Source organism: Kordia zhangzhouensis (assembly GCF_001005305.1).
In the GTDB taxonomy this organism is placed as follows: Bacteria; Bacteroidota; Bacteroidia; order Flavobacteriales; family Flavobacteriaceae; genus Kordia; species Kordia zhangzhouensis.
The window spans coordinates 337,301-360,334 of record NZ_LBMH01000004.1 but is presented as its reverse complement, the minus strand read 5'-3'; the positions used below and the strand labels follow the sequence as shown (position 1 = coordinate 360,334).

The window sequence follows — 23,034 nt, the reverse complement described above, 5'->3', positions numbered from 1 at the left end:
GTTTGGTTACAGAGTTGCAGCTTCGTTTGTAGTTTCAACTGACTGCATAGCTCTTGCGTAAAAATTTTGAATAGCTACTAAGAGTGTTCCTTTTTTGTTGACAATTTTGATATTGAATTTTTTAATATCAGAACGGTTTCTGTTCTCTATATCCGCAAATTCGGCAATTACATAACATGTTGAGGTCAATGGTCGAATCATCTCTATTTCGTCAATTGCAAAAGGTACATGTGCTTCTTTAGAACTTGTATTTGCTAATAATCCAGCAACCGTTTGCATAGCACCATCAAAAATGCTTGGATGTAATAAATAGTGCTCAAAATCTTTTTTTAGTTTTAAGGTAATTTTGAGTTTGGCTACTGCAAAAGTATCACTTACTCGTAACTCTTGAATTGTTTGGAAAGCTTCTCCATATTCAATCCCAGATTGCTTGAACGAATTGTAAAACACTTCACGATTAATAGTTGTATGGCATTCTTTTAGTAACCCATCAATTGATACTTGCTCATTTTCTGCAGAAGTATCTCGATTATTTTCAAATACAATTCTACCTTCAGAATGTGTTAGTAGCTCATTTGATGTACTTAAAGAACGTATTTGATAATACGTAGCTTTTCCTTTCTGTTCTAGATATGTTTGTACAGATTGAGTGTTGTTTTCAAAAGTCAATGGATGCATCCAAACAACTTCTTTGATTTTTCTTGCTTTTCGTTCTCCTGCGATATTTCCACAAACATTTGCCATTTCTATGAAACCTGCTCCTGGAAATACAGGTATTCCATTTATGGTATGATCTTGTGCATAATATTCGTCTGCATCTAATAACGATTCGAAACCAATGCTTCGTAAGGTAGAAATATTGTGAGATACTAAAGGATGCAAATACCCGCCGATTCCTGCATTTTGTTGCGACTGATGCGCTTTTATTTCTGCTCCAATTTCTGTAATCCAATAACTTTCTTGAGTAAATGGATAGGTTGGCAATGAAATTCGCTTGTGCAGTGTATTTGCATGTAGTTTACTCCAATCGACTTCAGCCCCTTCAATCCACATCTTAGCAATTTCAGATAAGCTTTGCTTTCCTAAAAGAAACTCTAAATATTCTTTTTCATCTTTTGAGAATCTTTTTCTAATCGTTCCTGTCTCGTGGTTACTTTCAAAAACATTTCCAGTTGACACTTTATTTCGCCAATTCTTTAATAACTGCATTAGTTCTTTTCGATCTTTTGCTATAAATGCTAAACGTTCGGACATTGCTTCTCTCCCTACTTGAAGTGTATATGCAATGTCTGCTAATTTTTCATTTTTATGCTTCCCTAAAAAGGAAAGTAACTGATTAGCGTATTGCTGAAGACTTTCTTTATTTTTTGCAGACAATACAACCAAATGAGGAGATGTGGCATCTTCTTTCTGTATGGTTTTTTGTTGATTTTCAAATTCTTCTACAACTATACACGAATTTACGCCTCCTGCGCCAAATGAATTGATCAATGCACGTCTTGGTTCTCCATTCACTTTTTCCCAAGGAGTTGTTTGGTGTTGCAAGAAAAATGGTGTTGATTTGAAATTTATATTAGGATTTACCTCTTCAGAATTGATGGTTGGTGCTACTAACTTATGTTTTAATTGCCACAAAATTTTTGTTAACCCTGCAATCCCTGCTGCCGATTCTGAATGTCCAATATTTGCTTTTACGGAACCAATCGCACAAAATTGTTCTTTAGTCGTTTGTTTTCGAAATGCATTGGTCAATGCTAAGATTTCCAAACTGTCCCCTAATTGTGTTCCTGTACCGTGTCCTTCCACATAATTGATATTTTCTGGAGAAACGTTTGCTCTTTGCAATGTTTCTTCTATCAAAGCTGTTTGCGAATTAGGATTTGGTGCAGAATAGCCATTGGAACTTCCACTATGTCCGTAAGCACTTCCTTTTACAATTCCGTATACGTGATCGTTGTCTTCAATTGCTTTACTAAGAGGTTTTAAAAGTACAGAACCCACACCTTCTCCGGGTACAAAACCATCATCACCTGCGCCAAAACTGTAATTTTTATTTCCTTTTGCTACCATTCCTTTGCTACATAAAGAATGGTATTTTGAAGGGTGTAGATATAGGTTCACACCTCCCGCAATAGCAACCTTACATTCTCCTTTTTTAAGACTTTCACTTGCTAAATGAATTGCCACCAATGAAGACGAACATGCTGTATCAATTGGCATGCTTGGTCCTTGAAAATCCATTAGGTATGAAACTCTGTTGGCGATACTCCATGGCAATGCACTAGAGTTGAGATAATTTCCTTCATTCCAAGCGTCTGTTGCAACAATGTTGTAAGTATTTGTAGTCACTCCAACAAACACGCCAACATCTGCTCCTTTTCCTTTTTGATATTTTGTACGCAGACTATTCTTTGTGTATCCAGCATCTTCAATAGTTGCCCAAACAGATTCTAAGAACAAACGTTCTTGAGGATCCATCATTTTGGCTTCTTGTGCTGAAATATTAAAGAATTTTGGGTCAAATTTATCTACGTTTTTAACAAAACCTCCCCATTTACTGTATATTTTTCCTTCAGAAGCTTTTTCAGGATTTTCATCATAATACGCATCGGCATTCCAACGTGTTTTTGGCACTTCTTCTATTAGATTCTTTCCTTTTTTAATGTGTTCCCAGTATGCTTCAATAGTATCAGATTTAGGGTATTTTCCATGAATCCCAATGATTGCAATTGGTTCGTCAACTGTTTGTGTGACTTTTGTAGTTACTGCTTGTGGAACTGCAACCTTTATAGCATCATGTTGTACTTCTGCGGAAGCGTTAGTTACAGCAGACTCCGACATTTTTAAGATAGAAAGGAGTTGTGTTTTGGCTTCTACATGGAGATGCGCTGCTAGCTCTTTGATGGTTGGGTATTCATATAAAAGAGTTTTAGGCAACGGACCTAAATCATTTTCCAAGCTACTATTAATTTGTCCAATGATGATTGAATCAATCCCAAATACATCAAAAGGTTCTTCTATATCTAGTCTTGACACATCAAGTTTGATGATATTTCCGATGAGTTCTTGCAGGTATATTTCGGTTTTTTCTAATAGTAAAGAATCCGTTATTTCTGTAGAATGATTTTTTATGTGTATTCCTTGAACTGTTTCCTTTTGTTGTAAGTATTGCTGAATTTTCGTTTGGTTCCCATATAGTGCAATGGCTTGTGATACATCAGAAGCTAAAATTTCTTCAAAAAACTCGAGTCCAATATGTGTTGGAATTGGATGAATCCCAATATGAATTTTTCCTTGTTCTATATCTGTTTCGGACAGCGAAAATCCTCCATCTTCCCAAAATGGCCAATTAATAGAGAGCGTTTTGCCAAAACGTTTTTCAGATTTTGTAAGTTGGTTACGATGTGTAGCAAAAGCGTCTAAGAAATGATTTGCAAAAGCATAATCAGCCTGACCATAATTTCCTAAAACTCCCGCAATTGAAGAAAACAATACAAATATGTCTAGCTCTTCATTTTTAGTAGCTTTGTCTAAATGAACCGCTCCTAAAATTTTAGGGTTAATTACTTGTTTTATTTCCTGCATTGATTTTTTGAGCAAGAAATTATCCATACTTACACCTGCACTATGAATGATTCCATTAAGAATTGTGTATTGTTTTTTGGTCGTGCGAATTAGTTTTTCTACAGCTTCATAGTTTGTAACATCGGTTTGAACATATGATACTTTTGCTTGATACGAATTGAGCTCTTTTAATTTTTGCTGTTTAGCTTCATCCAATTTAGAACGTCCAAAAAGAATCAATGTACATGCAAAATTCTTAGCCAAATATTCACTAATGATATATCCTAAACCACCAATTCCTCCAGAGATTAAGTATACACCTTGTTGTTTGATTGGCAAGGTCATTATCTTATCAGTAACAGGAGAAAATGATTGTAATGTGTGAGTATATCGTTGAGCGGTTTGTTGTTCAATACTGTATCGAATCTCATTCTGATGCCAATTGCTATCTAAAAATTCATTTGCAAGAAGCACAGGAATTTCATTTACTGAAACTTTAGCATCAAATACAATGGTTTTCCCTTGATATTTTGGGTTTTCAAGTGCTAAGGTTTTGAAAAAGGCACTGAAAGCTTGTTGCAACGGAGTTTCGATACTTTTTTCAGTTGGACTATACGATATGATTTTAACTGTTTGTTGCGTCTTCGATTGTATCAATCCTTTGCAAAGATTGAAAAATGGGTATATTTTATTGTCAAGAATAGAAACGTCAATCGTCTTTTCTTCATCGGTATCTTTATGCAAACTATTGTGAATGATACGAGTAGGAAAAAGGTGTTGATTTTCTAACTCAGATATGAGTTGGGCTATCTCTTCTTCTTTTGTCGGATTGACTGTAAAACTATTTTGTGCTATGATTTGATAGGAACTTGCAAACCCTACTTGAACAACTTGATGCGTATCGTCTATCTTCACTATTTCTTTTTGATACGCTTCAGTAAAAACAGTATCAGTATTAAGGAGTAGCGTAACTTCTCCTTCTTTTTGAATAGAGTTTGTTGTAGATAGTTTTGTCGGTTGCCAAGCTGTAATAAAATGTATTTTGGATATTTTTTCTTCCTGCTGCTCTACTACAGAAAGAGTTTCTGTAGAAACAGACTCTATTTGAGAGCTGCTTTCTGAAATTTCTGGCCAGTAACGTTCTTTTGCAAAAGGATACGTTGGTAATGCAACTCGTTTTGGATGTTCACTTCCGTAGAATCGTTCCCAATTCAATTCAAATCCATTTGCCCAAATTTCTGCTAACTTAGCAAAGGTTTTTTCTTTTATCCATGTATCTACTAAAGTGCTAAGCGTTTCGTTATTTTCAAAAATATTAAGTGCGTCATTACTTTTTCCTTTTTGCTTTGTAAATACATTTGGTATATTTTGTTCTCCAATTATATACGCTTCCAGTGTACTACAAAGCTCTTTCGTAGAAGTCACTACAATTGCTATTCTCTCTCGAAGTTCTTCTCTACCTACTTGTAACGTGTATGCAATGTCATTGATGTGTAACATCGGTTTTTTAGTGACTAATGCCGAATGTAATTCGGTAACTTTTTGCAATAACTGATCTTTTGTTCTTGCAGAAATAGGGACGATGACACCATCAGAATTAGTTTCTGAGTGATTAGTTACTATGGCAGTATTTTGTGGATATTCTTCAATGACTAAATGTGCATTTGTGCCACTAAATCCAAATGAACTAATTGCAGCTCTCCTTGGCTGTGTTTGTACATCTTCAGAAACTGTCCAAGGTTTTTCTTCTTTAGAGATGTAAAAAGGAGAGTTTTTGAAATCAAAAATATTGTTTTCCTTTTCTATGTTTAAGCTAGGCACTAATGTTTTGTGCTGCATGCTTAAGAGCACTTTGTGAATACTTGCTACACCAGCCGCTCCAGAGGTATGCCCTAGGTTGGTTTTTACAGAACCAATTCCGCAGAAATTTTGCTTATCTGTTTTTTCCTTGAATACTGTCGACAAGGCTTCTAGTTCAATTGGGTCACCTAATTTAGTACCTGTACCGTGTGCTTCTACATAACTAATACTCGCTGGATCTATATTGTAACGCTTATAAATTTCGCGCTCCAATTCAATCTGACTATTTACACTAGGTGCAGTAATTCCGTTCGTTTTACCATCTTGATTAATTCCAGAGCCAATGATAACTCCATAAATATGATCGTTGTCACGCTCAGCGTCTTTTAATCGTTTTAGCACCAGTGTTCCAACACCTTCTCCTGGTACAAATCCGTTAGCTGAATCGTCAAAGGTTTTGCATTGCCCATCTGGTGACAACATGCCCGCTTGGCACATTCCTACATACGATTCTGGTATTAAATACAAACTTACTCCGCCCGCAAGAGCCATATCAATTTCGTTGTTCAGTAATCCTTGACACGCTACATGAGTAGCCACTAGTGAAGATGAACAAGCAGTATCAAATGGAATTGCTGGTCCTTTGAGATTTAAGAAGTAAGAGATTCGCGCAGAACCGATTGCAAAGCTATTCGCTGTTGTATTAATGGAATTTGAGCTTCCTTTTGCCATTAAATGTGCATATTCATTACTCATAATTCCCATATACACTCCACATTTTTTATCGCTCAGATTGTTCCTAGAATAACCTGCATCTTCAAACGCTTTGTAACTTTCTTCCAAAAATAAACGATGTTGCGGATCCATTGATTCTGCTTCGGCTGGAGAAATTTGGAAAAATAGTGGATCAAAGCAATCCACGTCGTCTAGCATCCCTAACCACTTACAGTATATTTTTCCTGGCTTTGTAGGATCTGGATCATAGTATTTACTAGTATCCCAACGCGAAGTCGGAATTTCTTTAATCGAATTTTTTCCTGCTTTTAGGTTTTCCCAATATTGATCTAAATTTTGTGCATCCGGATATCTTCCCGAAATTCCTACAATCGCAATTTTTTCATCTTCAAAACCTGCACCTACTTTTTCAACTTGTTTTTTACGTTCTTTTTTAGTTAATGTAGGGAAAGCAGTCAACGCACTTAGAGAAATACTCGATGAAGATGTAGAATTTTCAGAAATTACTTCTTGTGCTTGAGGTATTTCTTGAATGTTAATAGGCGCTACTAATGGTGTTACTTCTACTTTAGGAGCGACTTTCTCTTCTTTTTCTTCCTTTAGTATAGCACTATTTGGTTTTTTTGCCAATTCATCTGCAACATATCCTGCCAATTGCTTTACCGTTGAGTAATCGTAAACTTTTGTTGATGAAAGTTCTAAATCAAATTCCTTGTTAATCGTTTTGATCCATTCAACACCAACAATTGAATCTAAACCTAAATCTGTAAACGATTTGTCGGCATCAATTTCAGAAGGCTCTAAATAGAGTGCATCTGCCAAACTTATGATAAGACGGTTTTGTATTCGTGTTTTGGTTGCACTGTTCATGTGGTATATTTTTTTGAGAGAGACTCTTTGTTTTGTATATTCTTGGTTACGATGTTGCATCAACAGACGACTGTTGATTTTCTAGTTCTTTGCGTATATAATTGCTAAGCGCATTGATGGTTGCGTAATCGTATATTTTTGTGGACGATAATTCCATAGTTAGCTTTTTGTTGATGGTTTTGATCCATTCAACACCTACTATAGAATCTAATCCAATATCAATAAATGACTTTTCTGCATCAATTTCATGTGGTTCTAAATACAATGCATCTGCTAATGTTGTAATGAGCATTTGTTTGAGTTGTTCTTTTGAATACTCTTGCGGAACATCTTTCGGAGCCGTTGTAATTGATGCGGCTTCTTCTTTGACTGTTTCAATAGTTGCCAAATCAATTTGTTTGATTGTAGGAGCAACTTGTTTTTCTACTCTTGCAGATACATTAATATCGTCTAAATGAATCTTTTTGATGGTTGGTGATTCATGGGTAACTGTGGTCGTTTGCTGCGTATTACTTAAACTTATATTGGTCGGTTTTGCAGCAATTGCTTCTTTTTTGATTGTAAGTTGTGACGAGAGTGAACGTAGTTGAATGTCTGAAGGTTTTTGTGAAATGGATTCAGAAAATACTAATGGTTCTAAATCGATTGTGATTTTTTTACTTGTTTTTACCGTTCTATCCAACGCTATTTGTTGTAACTGCAATCCTTTGATTTGGGCGCAAACTATACCGTTTTCATCACAAATATCTGCAGTAAGATATACCTCAGAAGAAGTTTTCTTTTCAGCAAACTGAACTAATACATACATTTTTTCAGCAAATGCTTTTGTACTAGTAAGTGTAGCTGCAGCTACAGGTATAAACATATAGTTTTCAGACAGTTTTAAATCTGTAAGTAAACAGATTGAAGCCTGCACTACACTATCCAATATGCTAGGATGTAGTATAAAATCTGTTATTGAATTTTCGATTGATTGTGGCAAGCGAACTTCTGCTAAAAGAGCATTTTTACTCATGTATACTTTATGTATCACTTGATTAGAAACACCATAGTGTAAGCCCATAATACTGAAAGCTTGATATATTTCTTGAGCGTTTCTCGTATGATTTTGTAATTGTTCTTTAAGCTTTTGAACTTCAAATCGAATGGCTTGTTGACTCGTTTTATAACGTGCGTATCCTTGTGCATGGATTACTTCGGTTTGTTCATTTTGGCTTGCAATTTCAAAGTATACTTCATCGGTTGTTTCTTTTAGTAGTACAATGTCTAATTGTGTATTGGTGCTTAAAATGAATGGTTTTCCCCAAGAAATTTTATTGAGTTCTACATAAGGATATGCATTTGTATCTGGGTTGCTTTGCTGTACAGCTGCAAGAGCCATTTCCAAACTTGCTAGTGCAGGCAACGCCTTTTGCGCTCCCGTACCATTAAGTCTCAATTGATAATCTTTAATAAAAAATTCTTTTCCAGTAAATGTGCTACTAAAACGTACTTGATCTAGATTGGATGTATTGGTATGTACTAACGGATGTAAAATAGCAGTGCTTTGTGTTTGCGGTAGTACTTTTCCTCTCAGTTCAGGTGCATTCCAATATGTCTCTTTTGCAAAAGGATAGGTAGGTAAGCTGATTAATTGTATTTTTTCACTTCCGTAGAATGTGTTCCAGTCAAGATTTAATCCTTTTGCCCATAAATCAATGATTTTTGCGTATTTTTTCTGTACAATCCATTTGTGAATTGTTTCCTGAAAGTCAGCATCAGCATTGAAAAGCGAAATCGTTTCTTTATTTTGCTGTACTTGTCCTCGATAAATGTCTTGTTCTTCGGTATTTCCGTCTATAAATGCACGCAGTTTTTCCATCAACTCTTCTACAGTAGTGACTAAAAAACCAACTCGTTCATCCATCGCTTCTCTACCTATTTGTAATGTATAAGCCAGTTCAATTAGATCAACTTTATTCTCATTTTTTTGAAGGTATCCTAAAAGATCAAGAGCTCTTTGCGTCAATTGATTAATCGTTCTTGCTGATAATGGCACTATAATTTCAGTTGAATCAATTGAGTAGTTTACCTGTTTTACAGGCTCATATTCTTGTAAAATGATATGTGCGTTTGATCCACCTGCGCCAAAGGAAGATAGTCCTGCCAAACGCGGAATGGTTTTTCCATCAACAACTGGTTGATTCCAATTGACTAAATCTTGATTGATTTCAAAAGGTGTTTTGTCAAAGTCAATATTAGGATTTAAACGTTTTGAATGCAAAGAAGGTACTATTTGCTGATGCTTCATTTGCAGTAATACTTTGGTAAATCCAGCAATTCCTGCTGCAGATTCACAATGTCCAATGTTAGACTTAGAAGAACCTACTAAACAATGACTGTTTTCTGGCGAAATTTGATATGCTTTTGTCAGTGCTGCAATTTCGATAGGATCTCCAAGTTTTGTTCCAGTTCCATGTGCTTCTACATAACTGATGTGTTTTGGATCTGTGTTAGATTCTCGTAATGCTCTTGAAATTGCTGCTGCTTGTGCATTAGGATTCGGAACTGTGTATCCGTTTGTTTTTCCCCCATGATTTAATGCTGAACCTTTAATAATTCCATAGATATGATTTTTATCGCGTTCAGCATCTGATAAACGTTTTAAGATTACTGCGCCAACGCCTTCACCTGGAATGTATCCATCGCCTCCTTCACCAAAACTTTGACAATGCCCATCACTCGAAATAAATTGTCCTGCACTTAACATGCTGTATTTATTTGAATCAATACTTACATTCACACCTCCAGCAATAGCCATGTTTGTTCGTCCTAATTTAATATCTTGACATGCTAAATGAATTGCTGTCAGTGAAGAAGAACACATAGTATCAAGCGTCATACTAGGCCCATGAAGGTTTAAAAAGTAGGATACACGATTGGCTATGCTGGCCAAGCTTCCTGATAAATTGTATTCACCATACATGACACCTACATAAACGCCAATTTGTGCAGGTTGGTCATTTTCTGTTGGAATTTGCAAGCTTTGTCGAGTGTATCCCGCATCTTCAACTGCCATCCAAGCATGTTGTAAAAAGAGTCGCTCTTGCGGATCAATATAACTGGCTTCTCTAGGCGAAATATTAAAGAACCGTGGATCAAATTCATCTACACCTTCTATAAATCCGCCCCATTTGCTTGTATGCTCTCCAGGATTGGATGCGTCATCACTATAAAAATCTCGCCAATCCCAACGTTGTGCAGGGATTTCCGTTACACAATCTTTTCCATTTTTTAGATTGTCCCAAAATGCTTCTACATTTACAGATGCTGGATAACGTCCGCTTAATCCAACAATAGCAATTGGTTCATTTATAAACGTTTCAGCGGTTTTTGAATTGGAACGTTGCACACCTGAAAAGCGTTTGAATGTTCTTCTATCAGAACGCGCTTTTTTAGGCAGTTCAGTTTTTGGTGTTGGTGTCACAGCTGCTACTGGCTTTGCTGTATCTTTTATTGCTGATTTTTCAATTGAAAATAATTCTGATAGCTTTTCTTGAAAGTTTGCAGCTATATACTCACTTAGATCATCAATAGTTTGATATTCAAAGAAAAGTGTTTTTGATAACGTTCCAAAGGTTTTTTCTAGCTTTCCAGTAAGATTCATCGCTACTACAGAATCAATCCCGTAACGTTCTAAAGCGGCACTGGTATCTATTTTATGCACTGATATTTTTAAAACAGACGAAAATTCTTTTCGCAGATACGCTTTTGTTTTATCTATTAAATTATCGGTTGCTACGGGTAACGATTCTTTTTCAACTACTTTTTCTTCAACAGAAACTACTTGCGCTATCGCTGGTTTTTCAAATAAAAGTGTTTCTAGTTTTTTTCGTTCACCTTCAATAACCAAAATAGAAGACGATTCTAACGAAAGTGCTTGGTAAAAAGCTGTTTTTCCTGTAGATGTTTGTAATGGATATACTCCTGTTTCGTGTTGCATTTTTTCAAGCATTTCCGCCTGAAGTCCCATACCTCCATCTTTCCAAAGTGGCCAATTGATTGAAATGTATTTGGTATGCTTTTGATGATGATTTTGATAGTGAGCCAATTGATCTAAAAATCCATTTGCGGCTGCATAATCAGCTTGTCCTGGATTTCCTAAAACCGCCACTCCTGAAGAAAATAAAGCGATAAAATCGATATCCTTGTATTCTGTAGCTTTCGCTAAATGATAGGTTCCTTGAACTTTAGGCTGTAATACAGATTTTACTTCTTCTTTTGTTTTTTTGAGAATGTAATTGTCCGCAGTCATTCCAGCCGCATGAATGATTCCTGTAAGTTGTTGAAATTCCTTTTCTATTTCATGGATGAAAGTAGTTACTTGAGATTCATCCAAAAGATTCAATGTACGATAAACAACATTTGCTGCATTGTTATAGAGTTTGGCAAATTTCGTTTCTTTTTCAGGTGTTAATTCTGAACGACCTGTCAAAATAATCGTTGCATTGTTGGTTTGTGCTAGTATTTCTTTTGCGAAAAGTGTTCCCAAACCTCCAAAACCACCTGTAATGAGGTATACTCCATTTTCTTTGAAGCTAATATTTGGCTCAGAAGCCTGTGCCGTAATTGCCTCTAATTCGTATACAAAACGGGTGGATTCTTCATGTTTAACAACGGTATCGGTATAGTTTGTGCGATTGCTACGCAACTGCTCAATGAGTTGTTTGGAATCATTCGGATTGGTAAAGATAAGTTGTCCTACTAATTTTGGATTTTCTAATGTAGCCGTTTTTAATAAACCGGCAATACCTGTAAAAATTCTATTTTCTGCTGTGTTTGCACAAACAATTTGTAACAGATTGTCTCCTTTAGGCTTGCTCTGAATAATTGTTTGTACTTTTTCAAACACATGTAATGATAGTTGCTCATAACGTTTGGCAATACTTTCATCAGTAGTAAGTGCTATTGAAGCAACTTCTGCATTTGCGAATGTTTGTTGTATATCTTTTAGATGAATATCTGTTAGGTCACAAAGGAGAATTGCATGTTGCTCAAATTCAACATTATAGCTTTCTCCTACACTCTCTTTCCACGTTTGCTGCGCATATATTACTGACGTTTCAGTGACTTGTTTAAGTTGTGTATTGGTAAATGTTTTTGAGGTGAATCCTTGGAGTTGAGCACAAATTATTCCTTCCGTATTACAAATATCTATATGCAATTTTGTAATTGAATCGCCAGCTTTGCTTCCTTCAGCATATCGAATCCAAGCGTACATTGTTTCTGAACAGGCATCTAATACACGAATGTTTTTCAAGGCAAAAGGCATCATTGGACTTCCTGAAAGATCTGATAGTTGATTGATAAGACCAATACTAGCTTGCAATGCGCCATCCAACATTCCGTGATGCAATGTGTATGCTTTTTGACTAGCGCTAGACGTATTTGCCATTTCTAGCTTAGCAATTAATTCGTTGCTTCCTTGATGAATTGTAGTAACAGTTTGATGTGAAGCACCATATTTTAGTCCTAACTTATTATAGGTTTCATAGATTTCTTTTGCATTGAGCTGTCCTCGCTGCATTCTTGTAATTAGTTCATTTACAGGTAAGGATTGGTTTTCTGCTTTTTCAGAATAGGCAATATCACCTTCACAGTGAATAATTTCATTGTATTCATCTTTGTTTTCTCCTTCTATACTGTAGATTTCAAAGTGAATATTTTCATCACTGTTTGCATCAAGTGATATATGAAGTTCTTTGGCTTCTGTTACAAAAAATGGTTGTAACCAAACGATGTTTTGCAACTCCATTACATTAGATTCTTCTATACCGGGCAATGCATTTTTAATTGCCGCCAATGCCATTTCTAAATACGCAACACCTGGTAAAATCTTTTTATATGCATCCGTAGTGATTTTCACTTGATGATCTGCCAAAAAAGGTTCTGTTCCGTTAAAAATAGAACGATAGCTTTGTTGGTAAAAATCAGACGTATTGGTATGTAGTAACGGGTGAATTGCTTCACCTGTACCATTTTTGTTTGTATGTTGAGAAAACTGTTTTATCAGTGATAATGCATTTCCTTTAGAGAGTCTCTTTTGTTTTAATTCTGAAACTACGTATTCAATAAAATCTATCATTTGATGTTTTCTTTTGGTCTTTTATACTGATGGAAATTTCACGTTTTAAAGCTGATTTATTCTGTAAAGAATTACAGCAAATCTTTTAGCATGAGTACCGCTTCATCGGTGTCTAAAAGCTCACCGTCTATACGTTCAATAACATCTTCAATAGAATCTAAGTTTTTAAACACTAACTCTGATTTATTAGATGTTTCTACCGTTTTTGGTGCTGGTTCTGGCCAACATTTTTCTTGATCGAATGGGTATGTTGGTAAATTGATACGAGTAATTTTTCTACCCTTAGTCTTTGCAGAAGTTGCTTCGTTTTCACTAGAAGCTTCTGTAAATCCTTGTGCTTTTAAGTTGGCTGTATTTGCATGTAATAATGGATGCAATTTTGGGGCTTTTTCTTCTTGCGCACCTTCTTGATAACTGATCGCAGTTGGTTCAAGCCAATAACGTTCTTTTGCAAATGGGTATATTGGCAAACGTACACGTTTTGGCTTTTGGTTTCCGTAAAGAATATTCCAATCAAAATCCAACCCTTTGGTCCACAAATCCAACAACTTGTTCAGTTTTTTGTCTGAAATCCATTTTTGAATGATCAGCTCTTTCATTTCTTGATCGCCACTTACTAATTTGAGACCTTCTTTGTTTTCTTTGATATGTCCTTGATAGCAATCTTTAATAAAATCTTCTTTATTCGTATAGGCTTCTAATTTTGCTATAAGCTCATCTACTGAAGTAACCATAAAACCAACACGTGCTTCCATAGCTTCTCGACCAACTTGTAATGTATAAGCCATTTCTACTACATCAATTTCTTGCGCATATGTGGTAGCAAATTCAAGGATGTTTCTTACTTGTGTGTCTAATTGTTCTTCATTTCTAGCCGAGATTGGTACTAGATATTTTTGGCTTTGTGTAATAACTTTTACCTGTGATGAGTCAACCGATTGTGGAATGTATTCACCTACTACTAAGTGTGCATTGGTTCCACTAAAACCGAAAGCACTAATAGCCGCATGGCGAATTTCTGAGTTTGCTACTTCCCAATCATGCAATTGATTATTTACATAAAAAGGACTTCCTTGAAGTGAAATATGTTCATTTAATTGGTTGTAGTGAATTGTTGGTGGCAATTTTTTGTGTTCCATTGCCTTCAATACTTTGATAAATCCTGCCACACCAGCAGCTGTCAAGCAATGACCAATATTACTTTTTACCGAGCCAATTGCACAATAATTTTCTTTATTCGTATACTTTTTGAATGATTTTTTAAGTGCAGCAACTTCGATTGGATCACCTAATTTTGTGCCTGTTCCATGTGCTTCTATGAGTTGAATTTGCTCTGGGTTAATTTCATATTTGTCGTATACTTCTTGCTCCAGAGCCGTTTGAGATGCGGCATTTGGTGCTGTGATACCATTAGTTCGCCCATCTTGGTTCACGCCCCATCCTTTAATGACTCCATAAATAGTATCTCCGTCTCGTTCTGCATCTTCCAAACGTTTTAACATTACAACACCTACACCTTCACCTGGCACAAAACCATTTGCTTCTTGATCGAATGTATGACATTTACCATCTTGTGATAACATTCCTGATTGTGCTGTTTTTACATGCATTTCTGGACCAGTCATTACATACACGCCACCTGCTAAAGCTGTATCACTCGCACCAGTAATTAAGCTATCACAAGCGTTTGCAATTGCTACCAACGATGCTGAACAAGCTGTGTCTAAGGCAATACATGGCCCTTGTAGGTTTAAGAAATACGAAATTCTAGCTGCTAATATAGATGATGTTCCTCCTGTAAATCCTTGCGCACTTAATTGTTGATCACGTGATGGCAATTGATAATCGCCAGTAGCACAACCTACAAATACACCGCATTTAGTTCCTGAAAGTGATTGCGGATTGTACCCTGCATCTTCAATACTATGCCAGCACGATTGTAAAAACAAGCGCTGTTGCGGATCCATACTTTCTGCTTCAATAGGTGAAATGGTAAAGAATAATGGATCAAATTGGTCGTATCCTTCTAAGCTTCCTAGCCATTTGCTATTTGTTTTTCCTGGTATTGGCGTCCCTTCATTGTAGTATTCGTCAATGTCCCAACGTTCTTTTGAAACTTCAGTAATACAGTTTTCTCCATTTGCTATATTATTCCAAAATTCATCAATATTGGCTGCCTTAGGAAATTGTCCTGCCATTCCTACAACAGCAATAGGTTGTATTGCAAATGGTTGAGACTTATGCACTTGCTTTTTAATTCCTTTTTTACCTCGAAGTGATGTTAGTTTTCGCTCTATAAAATCAACTGTTTTTACTCTTTTCTCCAAGGTTTCCTTAGTTACAGGAGCTTTGACAATTGTTTTTTTATTGACTGTGCTATGTTGGGCAATAAGTCCTAGTCTTTCAAGTTCTTCTTTGATGAATTCCCCTAATTTGTTTAAACTTGGGTACGTGTAAATTTGTGTCGCTTCAATATTGGTTTTGAAATGATTGTTGATTTTTCGAATCCAAGTAACTCCTGTAATTGAGTCTAAACCTATATCAACAAATTGCGCAGTTTCATCTATTTCATTTTCTTCTAAGTGTAATTCTTGTGCTAAGAAACTTTTGATTGTTCCTACAATGTCTAACGCCTCATCAATCGTATTTTCTTCTATTATTTCATGAGCTTTTTCTTCTTCGATATTATAGATTGCAGCCGTAGTGTTTTGTTCTTGGGTTAAGATTTCTGTTCCTTGCAATTCTTCTTGAATGTGAGTGCCCAGCTGTTGTAATGTCGTGTAGGTATATATTTGTGTCGCTTCTAGCGATAGTGTAAAATGATCATTAATTTTTCGAATCCAAGTAACTCCTGTAATAGAATCTAAACCTATATCAACAAATTGCGCTTCTTCTTCAATTTCATTTTCATGTAAATGAAGCTCATTTGCTAAGAATTTTTTGATTGTTTCGATAATATCTGAAAGTGCAAACCTTTCTTGTATTGTTGAAACGTCTTTATTTGCATCTGATACAGTATTGGTCATTTGCTTATGCGCAAAGTTTTCCTGAATTTGTTTCAGGGTTGCTGCATCACCTACAAATGTTTGGTCGTGCATTGTTAATTCTAGCTCCTTCGTTTCTTCTGCTTGCAAAATATAATTCTGCGTCAGTTGTTTTTTGAAAGCCACTAATGCATCTCTAGAATTCTCTGCAATCTTTTTTGCCAATTCCATTGCTTCCAATACTACACGGTCTTTTTCAAATACAGAAAGGTGTATGCTTTTATCTTTGAGTTCTTGTCCGCTATATTCATTGGCTGTAAATAGTGTTTCTCGAGCCAAATCGTATCCCATTACTTTAGGGAAAATATAAGTTGCTCCAGCTCCTGGCGTAAATCCGTAGTTCATATATGGACTTCGGTATTTACGTTCTTTACTAAATAGTGTAAAATCAGCATACATTCCCATTGCCCAACCTGCACCAATTGCATGACCTTGCATGGCAGCTATGACAGGAATATTACATTCCATAGCCAGTTGGAAAATTTTTGTGTCTGTAAATTTACTTTTCCCTTCTTGGATAGCCACTAAGCCTTCTTTAGTACCACCAGAAGCAAAATAGTTGTCGTAGCCTGTGAGAATAACAACTTTATAGTGTGGAGTGTTTTCTATGTGTTCAAAAATTTCGTTTACGCCTGCCATGAAATCGTCTGTAAACATATTTTTGAAGCCACGTTCTTCCATACGCACTTCTAAGACTCCTGTTTCATGTGCTATTGCTTTAATTACAGAAGATTGTAGTTGAACAACTCCTGCAGAAAGTGTTTGCGCTTTCTTGTTGTTTTCAATATTCCATACAGGGAGTTGTTTTCGCTTTTCTTTAAGTTCTTTTGAAGTCGCTGCCTTCTGTGCTTTTCTAATATTTGTAGCTACTGCCGACCAAGATGCTGCAATTTTTAAAACTTCCGATAAGACTTTTGTTTGCGGAACCGTTTGAATTGAAGGAAAATGTTTTTGTAATTCTTTTCCACTGTATGTATTTCCAAGTAATAGAATTTCTTTACTTGCCGAATCTCCATAACGATGAGAAAACATCAGAGTAGCTCTTTGAGCTAGTGTCTTGTTTGTCAATATACCTTTGCCCGTGTAATGTGCTGTTTCACTGTAAATTATTTCATCAGCATGTAAACTTATAAACCAAGCTTCTGCTTGAATCGTATTCTCTAAAGTAATGATGATTGGATATTTACAATTCAATAGTATTTCTGAAAAGCTCAGTACTTCACTTTCATTGATTGTTTTTGGGACAAAGTTTGCATGTTCACTTTGTAGTACAAGTGTCGGATGATTGTTCGTTTTATTGACTTCTGCTATGAACTCTTCCAATTCTTTTACTAATTGGATAGCTTTGGTTTTTGTGTTTTTAATTGTTAAGATACAAGCCTCTTCTTTTTCATAGTGTACTTTGATTGTTTTTAGGTTTGGTACATCTACCGTTTCAAAGATTTGGGCATCATTAAAGTATTCAATTGCCTGAAGTTGAGAAACTTTTGTAGTAATATGACGTGCCAAGTGTTGTTTTAGCAGTCGTAACGAAATTTGTGATTTTTGTACAAGATTTTTTGTGATATCTTCAACTATTGCTGATACTTTTTCAATGGCAATTACAGGCATTGTAAACCCTCTTTCTTTGAGTTGTTTCCCTGTAAAATTATTGTTGGGTTGCATGAAATATTGTACTAAAACATTTCCAAAACGTTCATCAAGTAAATGTTTGAGTGTTTCATTTGTATGAATAGTTTTGTACACCGATTGTTCACTACATATCATAAAATCACACAACGAACCTAGTAAAAATCCTGTCCCAGAAGCATTTCCTTGCATGTTGGCAATGATAGGATATGGAAACGAAATCATTTCTTTGAAAAGTCCTTGATGTAGTGCTTCATTGAATGTTTTAGTATCACCATGCAGAAACTCTTTTTTTGCACTTTCAATCACTAATATCTTGATGTTTTCTTGTTTTTGTGCTGTTTGTAACGCACTAACAAACTGTACAATCATTGAGTGTGTAAGTACTGAATTTTCAAGTTGAAGCGTATAGATTCCGTTGCTATTATCAAATAAACGTATACTTTGTTGCTCAGTTTCTGACATGGACATCGAATTCCCTTCAGAAAGTTGTACTCGTATTTTTTTCAAGGACGTTTCTGTCGTGGTATTTCTTATCGCTGCTTCAGGTTTTACTAATTTGATTCCTGATGGTTTTTCTAAAGGAGCTTTTTCAACCGTAGTTGTTGGACTTAGTATCGTTTTGCGAGTTGTTCTCCAAGAGAAAAATATTTCTTTTGGGGCTACAGTTGTAGGTGCTACTTGTTTTTTTGATTGTACAATTGCAGTATCAGCAACTGTAATTACATTGGTTTGTTTAGGCGTACTTTCTACGGAAGTGTGTAACAGCATCCCAATGAATTCTACACAACAATTTCCGTCTGTATCGTATAGATGAATATCAACTTTTATTTGATTGCTATCAGATATGTAATTTTCGTTGTAATGAATCCAAGCGAACATTTCACTTGTACAAGATGCATGAATGTCTACTGTTTCAATTGATATTGGTATTATTACCGTTGAAGCAATTTCTTCAGTATTGGAAACTATCCCAACAACTGATTTTACTGTGCTTTCCAAAATACTTGGATGCAATACATAGTGTTTTACATCTGTAATAGCTTCAGAAGGCAGTTGTAAATGTGCCAAGGCTTGATTTTTTCCAACATGAAGAGTTTTGACTGCTTGATATGTTGCTCCATATTGAATCGTTCCTGTAGTGTATAAAGCTGCGCCTGAAATTACTGTTTCTGACATTTGTTGACGAAGCGATATGATATTTTGCTTCTGCGTATTTTTTTCTGTATAGCTTGCATATCCTTGTGCATGAATGATGGTTTCTTCTTCGTGTTGACTATAAATTTCATAATCAGCAGACGATTCATTTTTAGGAAGTAACGCAATATGAACTGGTTGTGCCTCTTTCGCTCGTATCCATGATCCGAATTCTACATTTGTTAAAGAAAGCGTGTGTGTTTCTCCTTGTGTAGGAAGTGCTTGATGAATAGCTTCTCGTGCCATTTCAAGACTTGCGATGAATGGAAGTACCTGAAATGATGTTCCTTCTTTATGAATAGTGACATCTTTTACAAAAGCTTCTTTTCCAGTAAATGTTGAACTGAATCTAGTTTCAGTAATGTCTGATGTGTTTTGATGTACTAATGGATGGATTGTTGCTACAGACGCTTCTTGTACGATGGCTCTACCTCTTTCTGCTGGAGTTAATCTATAAGATTCTTTTGCAAATGGATACGTTGGTAAACTGATTCTTTTTGGTGTATAGCCACTATACAATTCGTTCCATGAAACTTCCAACCCTTTTGTCCACCATGCTAATAATTTTTCATAATCCTTTTCTTCTAACCAAGTGGAAATTGTGTCTTCAAATTGTATTTCCGATCGAAGATCTAAAACTGCATTTTTATAATCTTTCACACATGCTTGATGGTACTTTGTAGCATCTAACCTGCTTGAAATATATGCTTGTAATACTTTTACCAATTCATTTACAGAAGAAACAGCGACAGCAAAGCGCTCATCCATCGCTTCTCTTCCAATTTGTAATGTATAAGCGATTGCCGCTAAATCTAGCGGTTTTTCTTCATTTTCTATAAAATAGATTAAATCTTGAATTTTTTGCTCTAATTGAGATTTTGTTCTCGCCGAAAGTATGATAGCTACAGGTGTATTCGTTACTGAAGAAACACTATTTTTTTCTGTGGTATTGTATTCTTCTATAATGACATGTGCATTAGCTCCACCAGCACCAAACGAAGAAACTCCTGCAATTCGAGGAATAAGTTGTCCGTTAATTATTGGATTATCCCATACACGTAACGTTTGGTTTACGACAAACGGTGTGTGCTCAAAATCAATATGCGGATTGAGTTTTTCAGAGTGTAAAGAAGGAACTATTTGTTGATGTTGTAATTGCAATAATACTTTAGTGATTCCTGCAATTCCTGCCGCAGATTCACAATGTCCAATATTTGATTTTGCAGAACCTAATTGACAGAAGTGATTTTCCTGTTCAATTCCAAAAGCTTTATTGAGTGCTGTAATTTCGATAGGATCGCCAAGTTTGGTTCCTGTTCCATGTGCTTCAATATAACTTACATGGCGTGGATTTGTATTTGATTCACGTAAAGCACGACTAATTACACTTGCTTGTGCACGCGGATTTGGCACACTATATCCATTGGTTTTTCCTCCATGATTGAGAGCACTTCCTTTGATAATTCCGTAAATATGATCGCCGTCTTTTTCTGCATCCGATAAGCGTTTAAGCATTACAACACCAACTCCTTCTCCTGGAATATACCCATCTCCTCCTTCTCCAAAGCTTTGACAATGTCCATCACTAGAGATGAATTGTCCAGTACTTAACATTTGGTATTTGTTCGGATCAATACTAACGTTTACGCCTCCTGCAAAAGCCATATTGGTACGTCCAGACCTAAGATCTTGACATGCTAAATGAACAGAACTTAACGAGGAAGAACACATGGTATCCAATGTGATACTTGGTCCATGCACATTGAGAACGTATGAAACTCGATTGGCTATACTCGCCAAACTTCCTGAAAGGTTGTACTCACCATACATGACACCTACATATATTCCTACTTGTCCAGGTAAGTCATTTTTTGAAGGAACTTGTAAACTATCGCGAGTATATCCAGCATCTTCCATTGCCATCCAAGCGTGTTGTAAAAATAATCGTTCTTGCGGATCAATATTTTTAGCTTCTCTTGGAGAAATATTGAAAAAGCGAGGATCAAACTCGTCTACACCTGCTATAAAACCGCCCCATTTACTGTAATGACGATTCGGTTCGGTACGATCTGTACTGTAATGTTTTTCCCAATCCCAACGATCTTTAGGAACTTCTATGATACAATCTTTTCCTTGTTGCAGATTTTTCCAAAATGCCTGAATGTTTTCAGATTCAGGATAGCGTCCACTTAATCCGATAACTGCAATAGGCTCGTTTTGATTGATTTGATGTGAATCTAATTGATATTCAATTTGAGGTTCACGAGAAATTTTACGTTTTTTCTTTTGATTGTTTCTTGGAATGGAATGAGTATGTGTAGCTACTTTTTCATTGTTTGATACGATTGAAGAATGGGTTGCATCTGGTGAAAATTTAGCGGTCAATACAGATGCAAAGTTCTTAGTAAAATACGCGCTAAGTTCATCAATAGTATGGTATTCAAAGAATAATGTTTTGGAAAGTTTTCCAAAAGTTTTTTCTAATTGGCTTGTTAAATTCATTGCCAAAATAGAGTCAATCCCATATTTTTCTAAAGCGAGATGAGTTTCTATTTCACGTGCAGGCAATTTGATAATCTTAGAAAATTCGTCACGAAGAAATCCTGTTGTTTTTACACTAAGCTCATTTGCATCTAGAGGCTTTATGGTTTTTAGTTCTTCTTTTTGAACACTTGTAACTTTGGTAAATAGTGTTTCTTTTATTTTTTTGATATTTCCTTTTACACCAAGTATTTGAGTTTGATCTGTTTGTAAAGCATATTGAAAAATTGTATTTCCTGTATGCGTATCTAGAGGGATAAACCCCGTTTGTTCAAATAGTTTTGCTTTGATTTCTTCATCAATTTCCATACCGCCTTCTTCCCAAAGAGGCCAATTGATAGTCAATGTTTTACCGCTTCGCTTCCCTTTTTTGACCAATGCATTTCGATACTCGGCATATTCATCCATAAATGCATTAGCAACTGCATAGTCTGCTTGTCCTGGATTTCCAAACCAAGAAGCAATGGACGAACAAAGCATGATGAAATCTAAATCAATTTCTTTAGTTACTTCATCAATATTGTATGCGCCTGAGACTTTTGCTTGGAGTACTTCTTTGAATTCAGCGATTGATTTTTTGAGAATAAAATTGTCTTTATTGATTCCAGCTGCATGAATAATTCCGTGCAATTTTTTATAATCATGAAGAATCGTTTCTATTACTTTTCGCGTCTGATTTTTGTCCGCTACATTTAATGAGATGTATTGAACTTTTTTATGTTCTGATGAAAGTTGTTCCAGTAGTTGTTTCTTCTCTGCTGTAAGCTGAGAGCGTCCAGTTAAGACTATATTTACCTTTGTTAATTGTTGTAATATTTTTTTGGCAAAAGCAATTCCAAGTCCGCCAAATCCTCCCGTAATAAGGTATACTCCATTTTCTCTGAAGTTACTATGAGTTTGGATTGAATTATCGTGAATTTCTACTAATTGTTTTACATGTCTTTTTCCTCCTTCGTATCGTATAAGCGCATCTGTTGATTGTTTTAGTTCTGACGTTAGTTGTTGAACTATTTCTTTAACCGAGTTCTGTTCTTCCGTTACTATTAACTGCCCTATTAGGTTATGATTTTCAAGTGTGGCTGTTTTTAATAATGCTGCTAGTCCTTGATATAATTTTTCTTCTACGGAAGTGCCTACAACAATTTGCACATAAGTTGTTCCTTGAAGCTTATTAGTCAACAAATTTTGTATGATTTTAAAACAGGATAACGCAATTTCAGTGTAGTTTTCTGCTAGAGTTTCTTTTGAACTTGTTATGGTATGTTGCGTGACTTGCGGTAGCTGTTCTGAGATTTTTTGTTGATTTTTAGATGTTGCATGTAACCAAATCAAATGATGCTGGGCAATTTTTGATTGATTGTTTTGCGGATTTTCTGCGAGCTTCCATGTTGGACTTGCGTAGAGCGTATTGACATCACTGCTTTTTTGTGCTGCTTTGATTGCTCTTATTTTTTCTAAAGCTTCAGCCTCAGAAAGTTTTTTACTCGATAAGTCTAAAAATATGGTTCTTAGTTGTTCTTTCATCATGAT

General features: G+C 35.7%; 3 protein-coding genes. All 3 read right to left on the bottom strand.

Annotated features, from left to right (window positions below):
• Positions 1-6: 6 nt before the first annotated feature.
• The 3 genes from AA088_RS07995 to AA088_RS07985 all read right to left on the bottom strand — a co-directional run bounded on the left by AA088_RS07995 (position 7) and on the right by AA088_RS07985 (position 23,031).
• A complete protein-coding gene (locus tag AA088_RS07995; protein ID WP_046744594.1) occupies positions 7-6,969 on the bottom strand; it encodes an SDR family NAD(P)-dependent oxidoreductase in 6,963 nt (2,320 codons plus the stop codon).
• A gap of 46 nt (positions 6,970-7,015) precedes the next feature.
• Positions 7,016-13,093, bottom strand: coding sequence for an SDR family NAD(P)-dependent oxidoreductase (locus AA088_RS07990; protein WP_052752824.1), 6,078 nt, complete (start codon positions 13,091-13,093; stop codon positions 7,016-7,018).
• 71 nt (positions 13,094-13,164) lie between these two features.
• Positions 13,165-23,031 (bottom strand): SDR family NAD(P)-dependent oxidoreductase, encoded by a 9,867-nt coding sequence (locus AA088_RS07985; RefSeq protein WP_082106625.1) that lies wholly within the window; start codon positions 23,029-23,031, stop codon positions 13,165-13,167.
• Between the last annotated feature and the right edge of the window lie 3 nt (positions 23,032-23,034).

Excerpts from the sequence above, each read along its gene's own strand:
- AA088_RS07995 (WP_046744594.1), bottom strand. The coding sequence starts at position 6,969 with ATGAACAGTGCAACCAAAACACGAATACAAAACCGTCTTATCATAAGT.
- AA088_RS07990 (WP_052752824.1), bottom strand. The coding sequence starts at position 13,093 with ATGATAGATTTTATTGAATACGTAGTTTCAGAATTAAAACAAAAGAGA.
- AA088_RS07985 (WP_082106625.1), bottom strand. The coding sequence starts at position 23,031 with ATGATGAAAGAACAACTAAGAACCATATTTTTAGACTTATCGAGTAAA.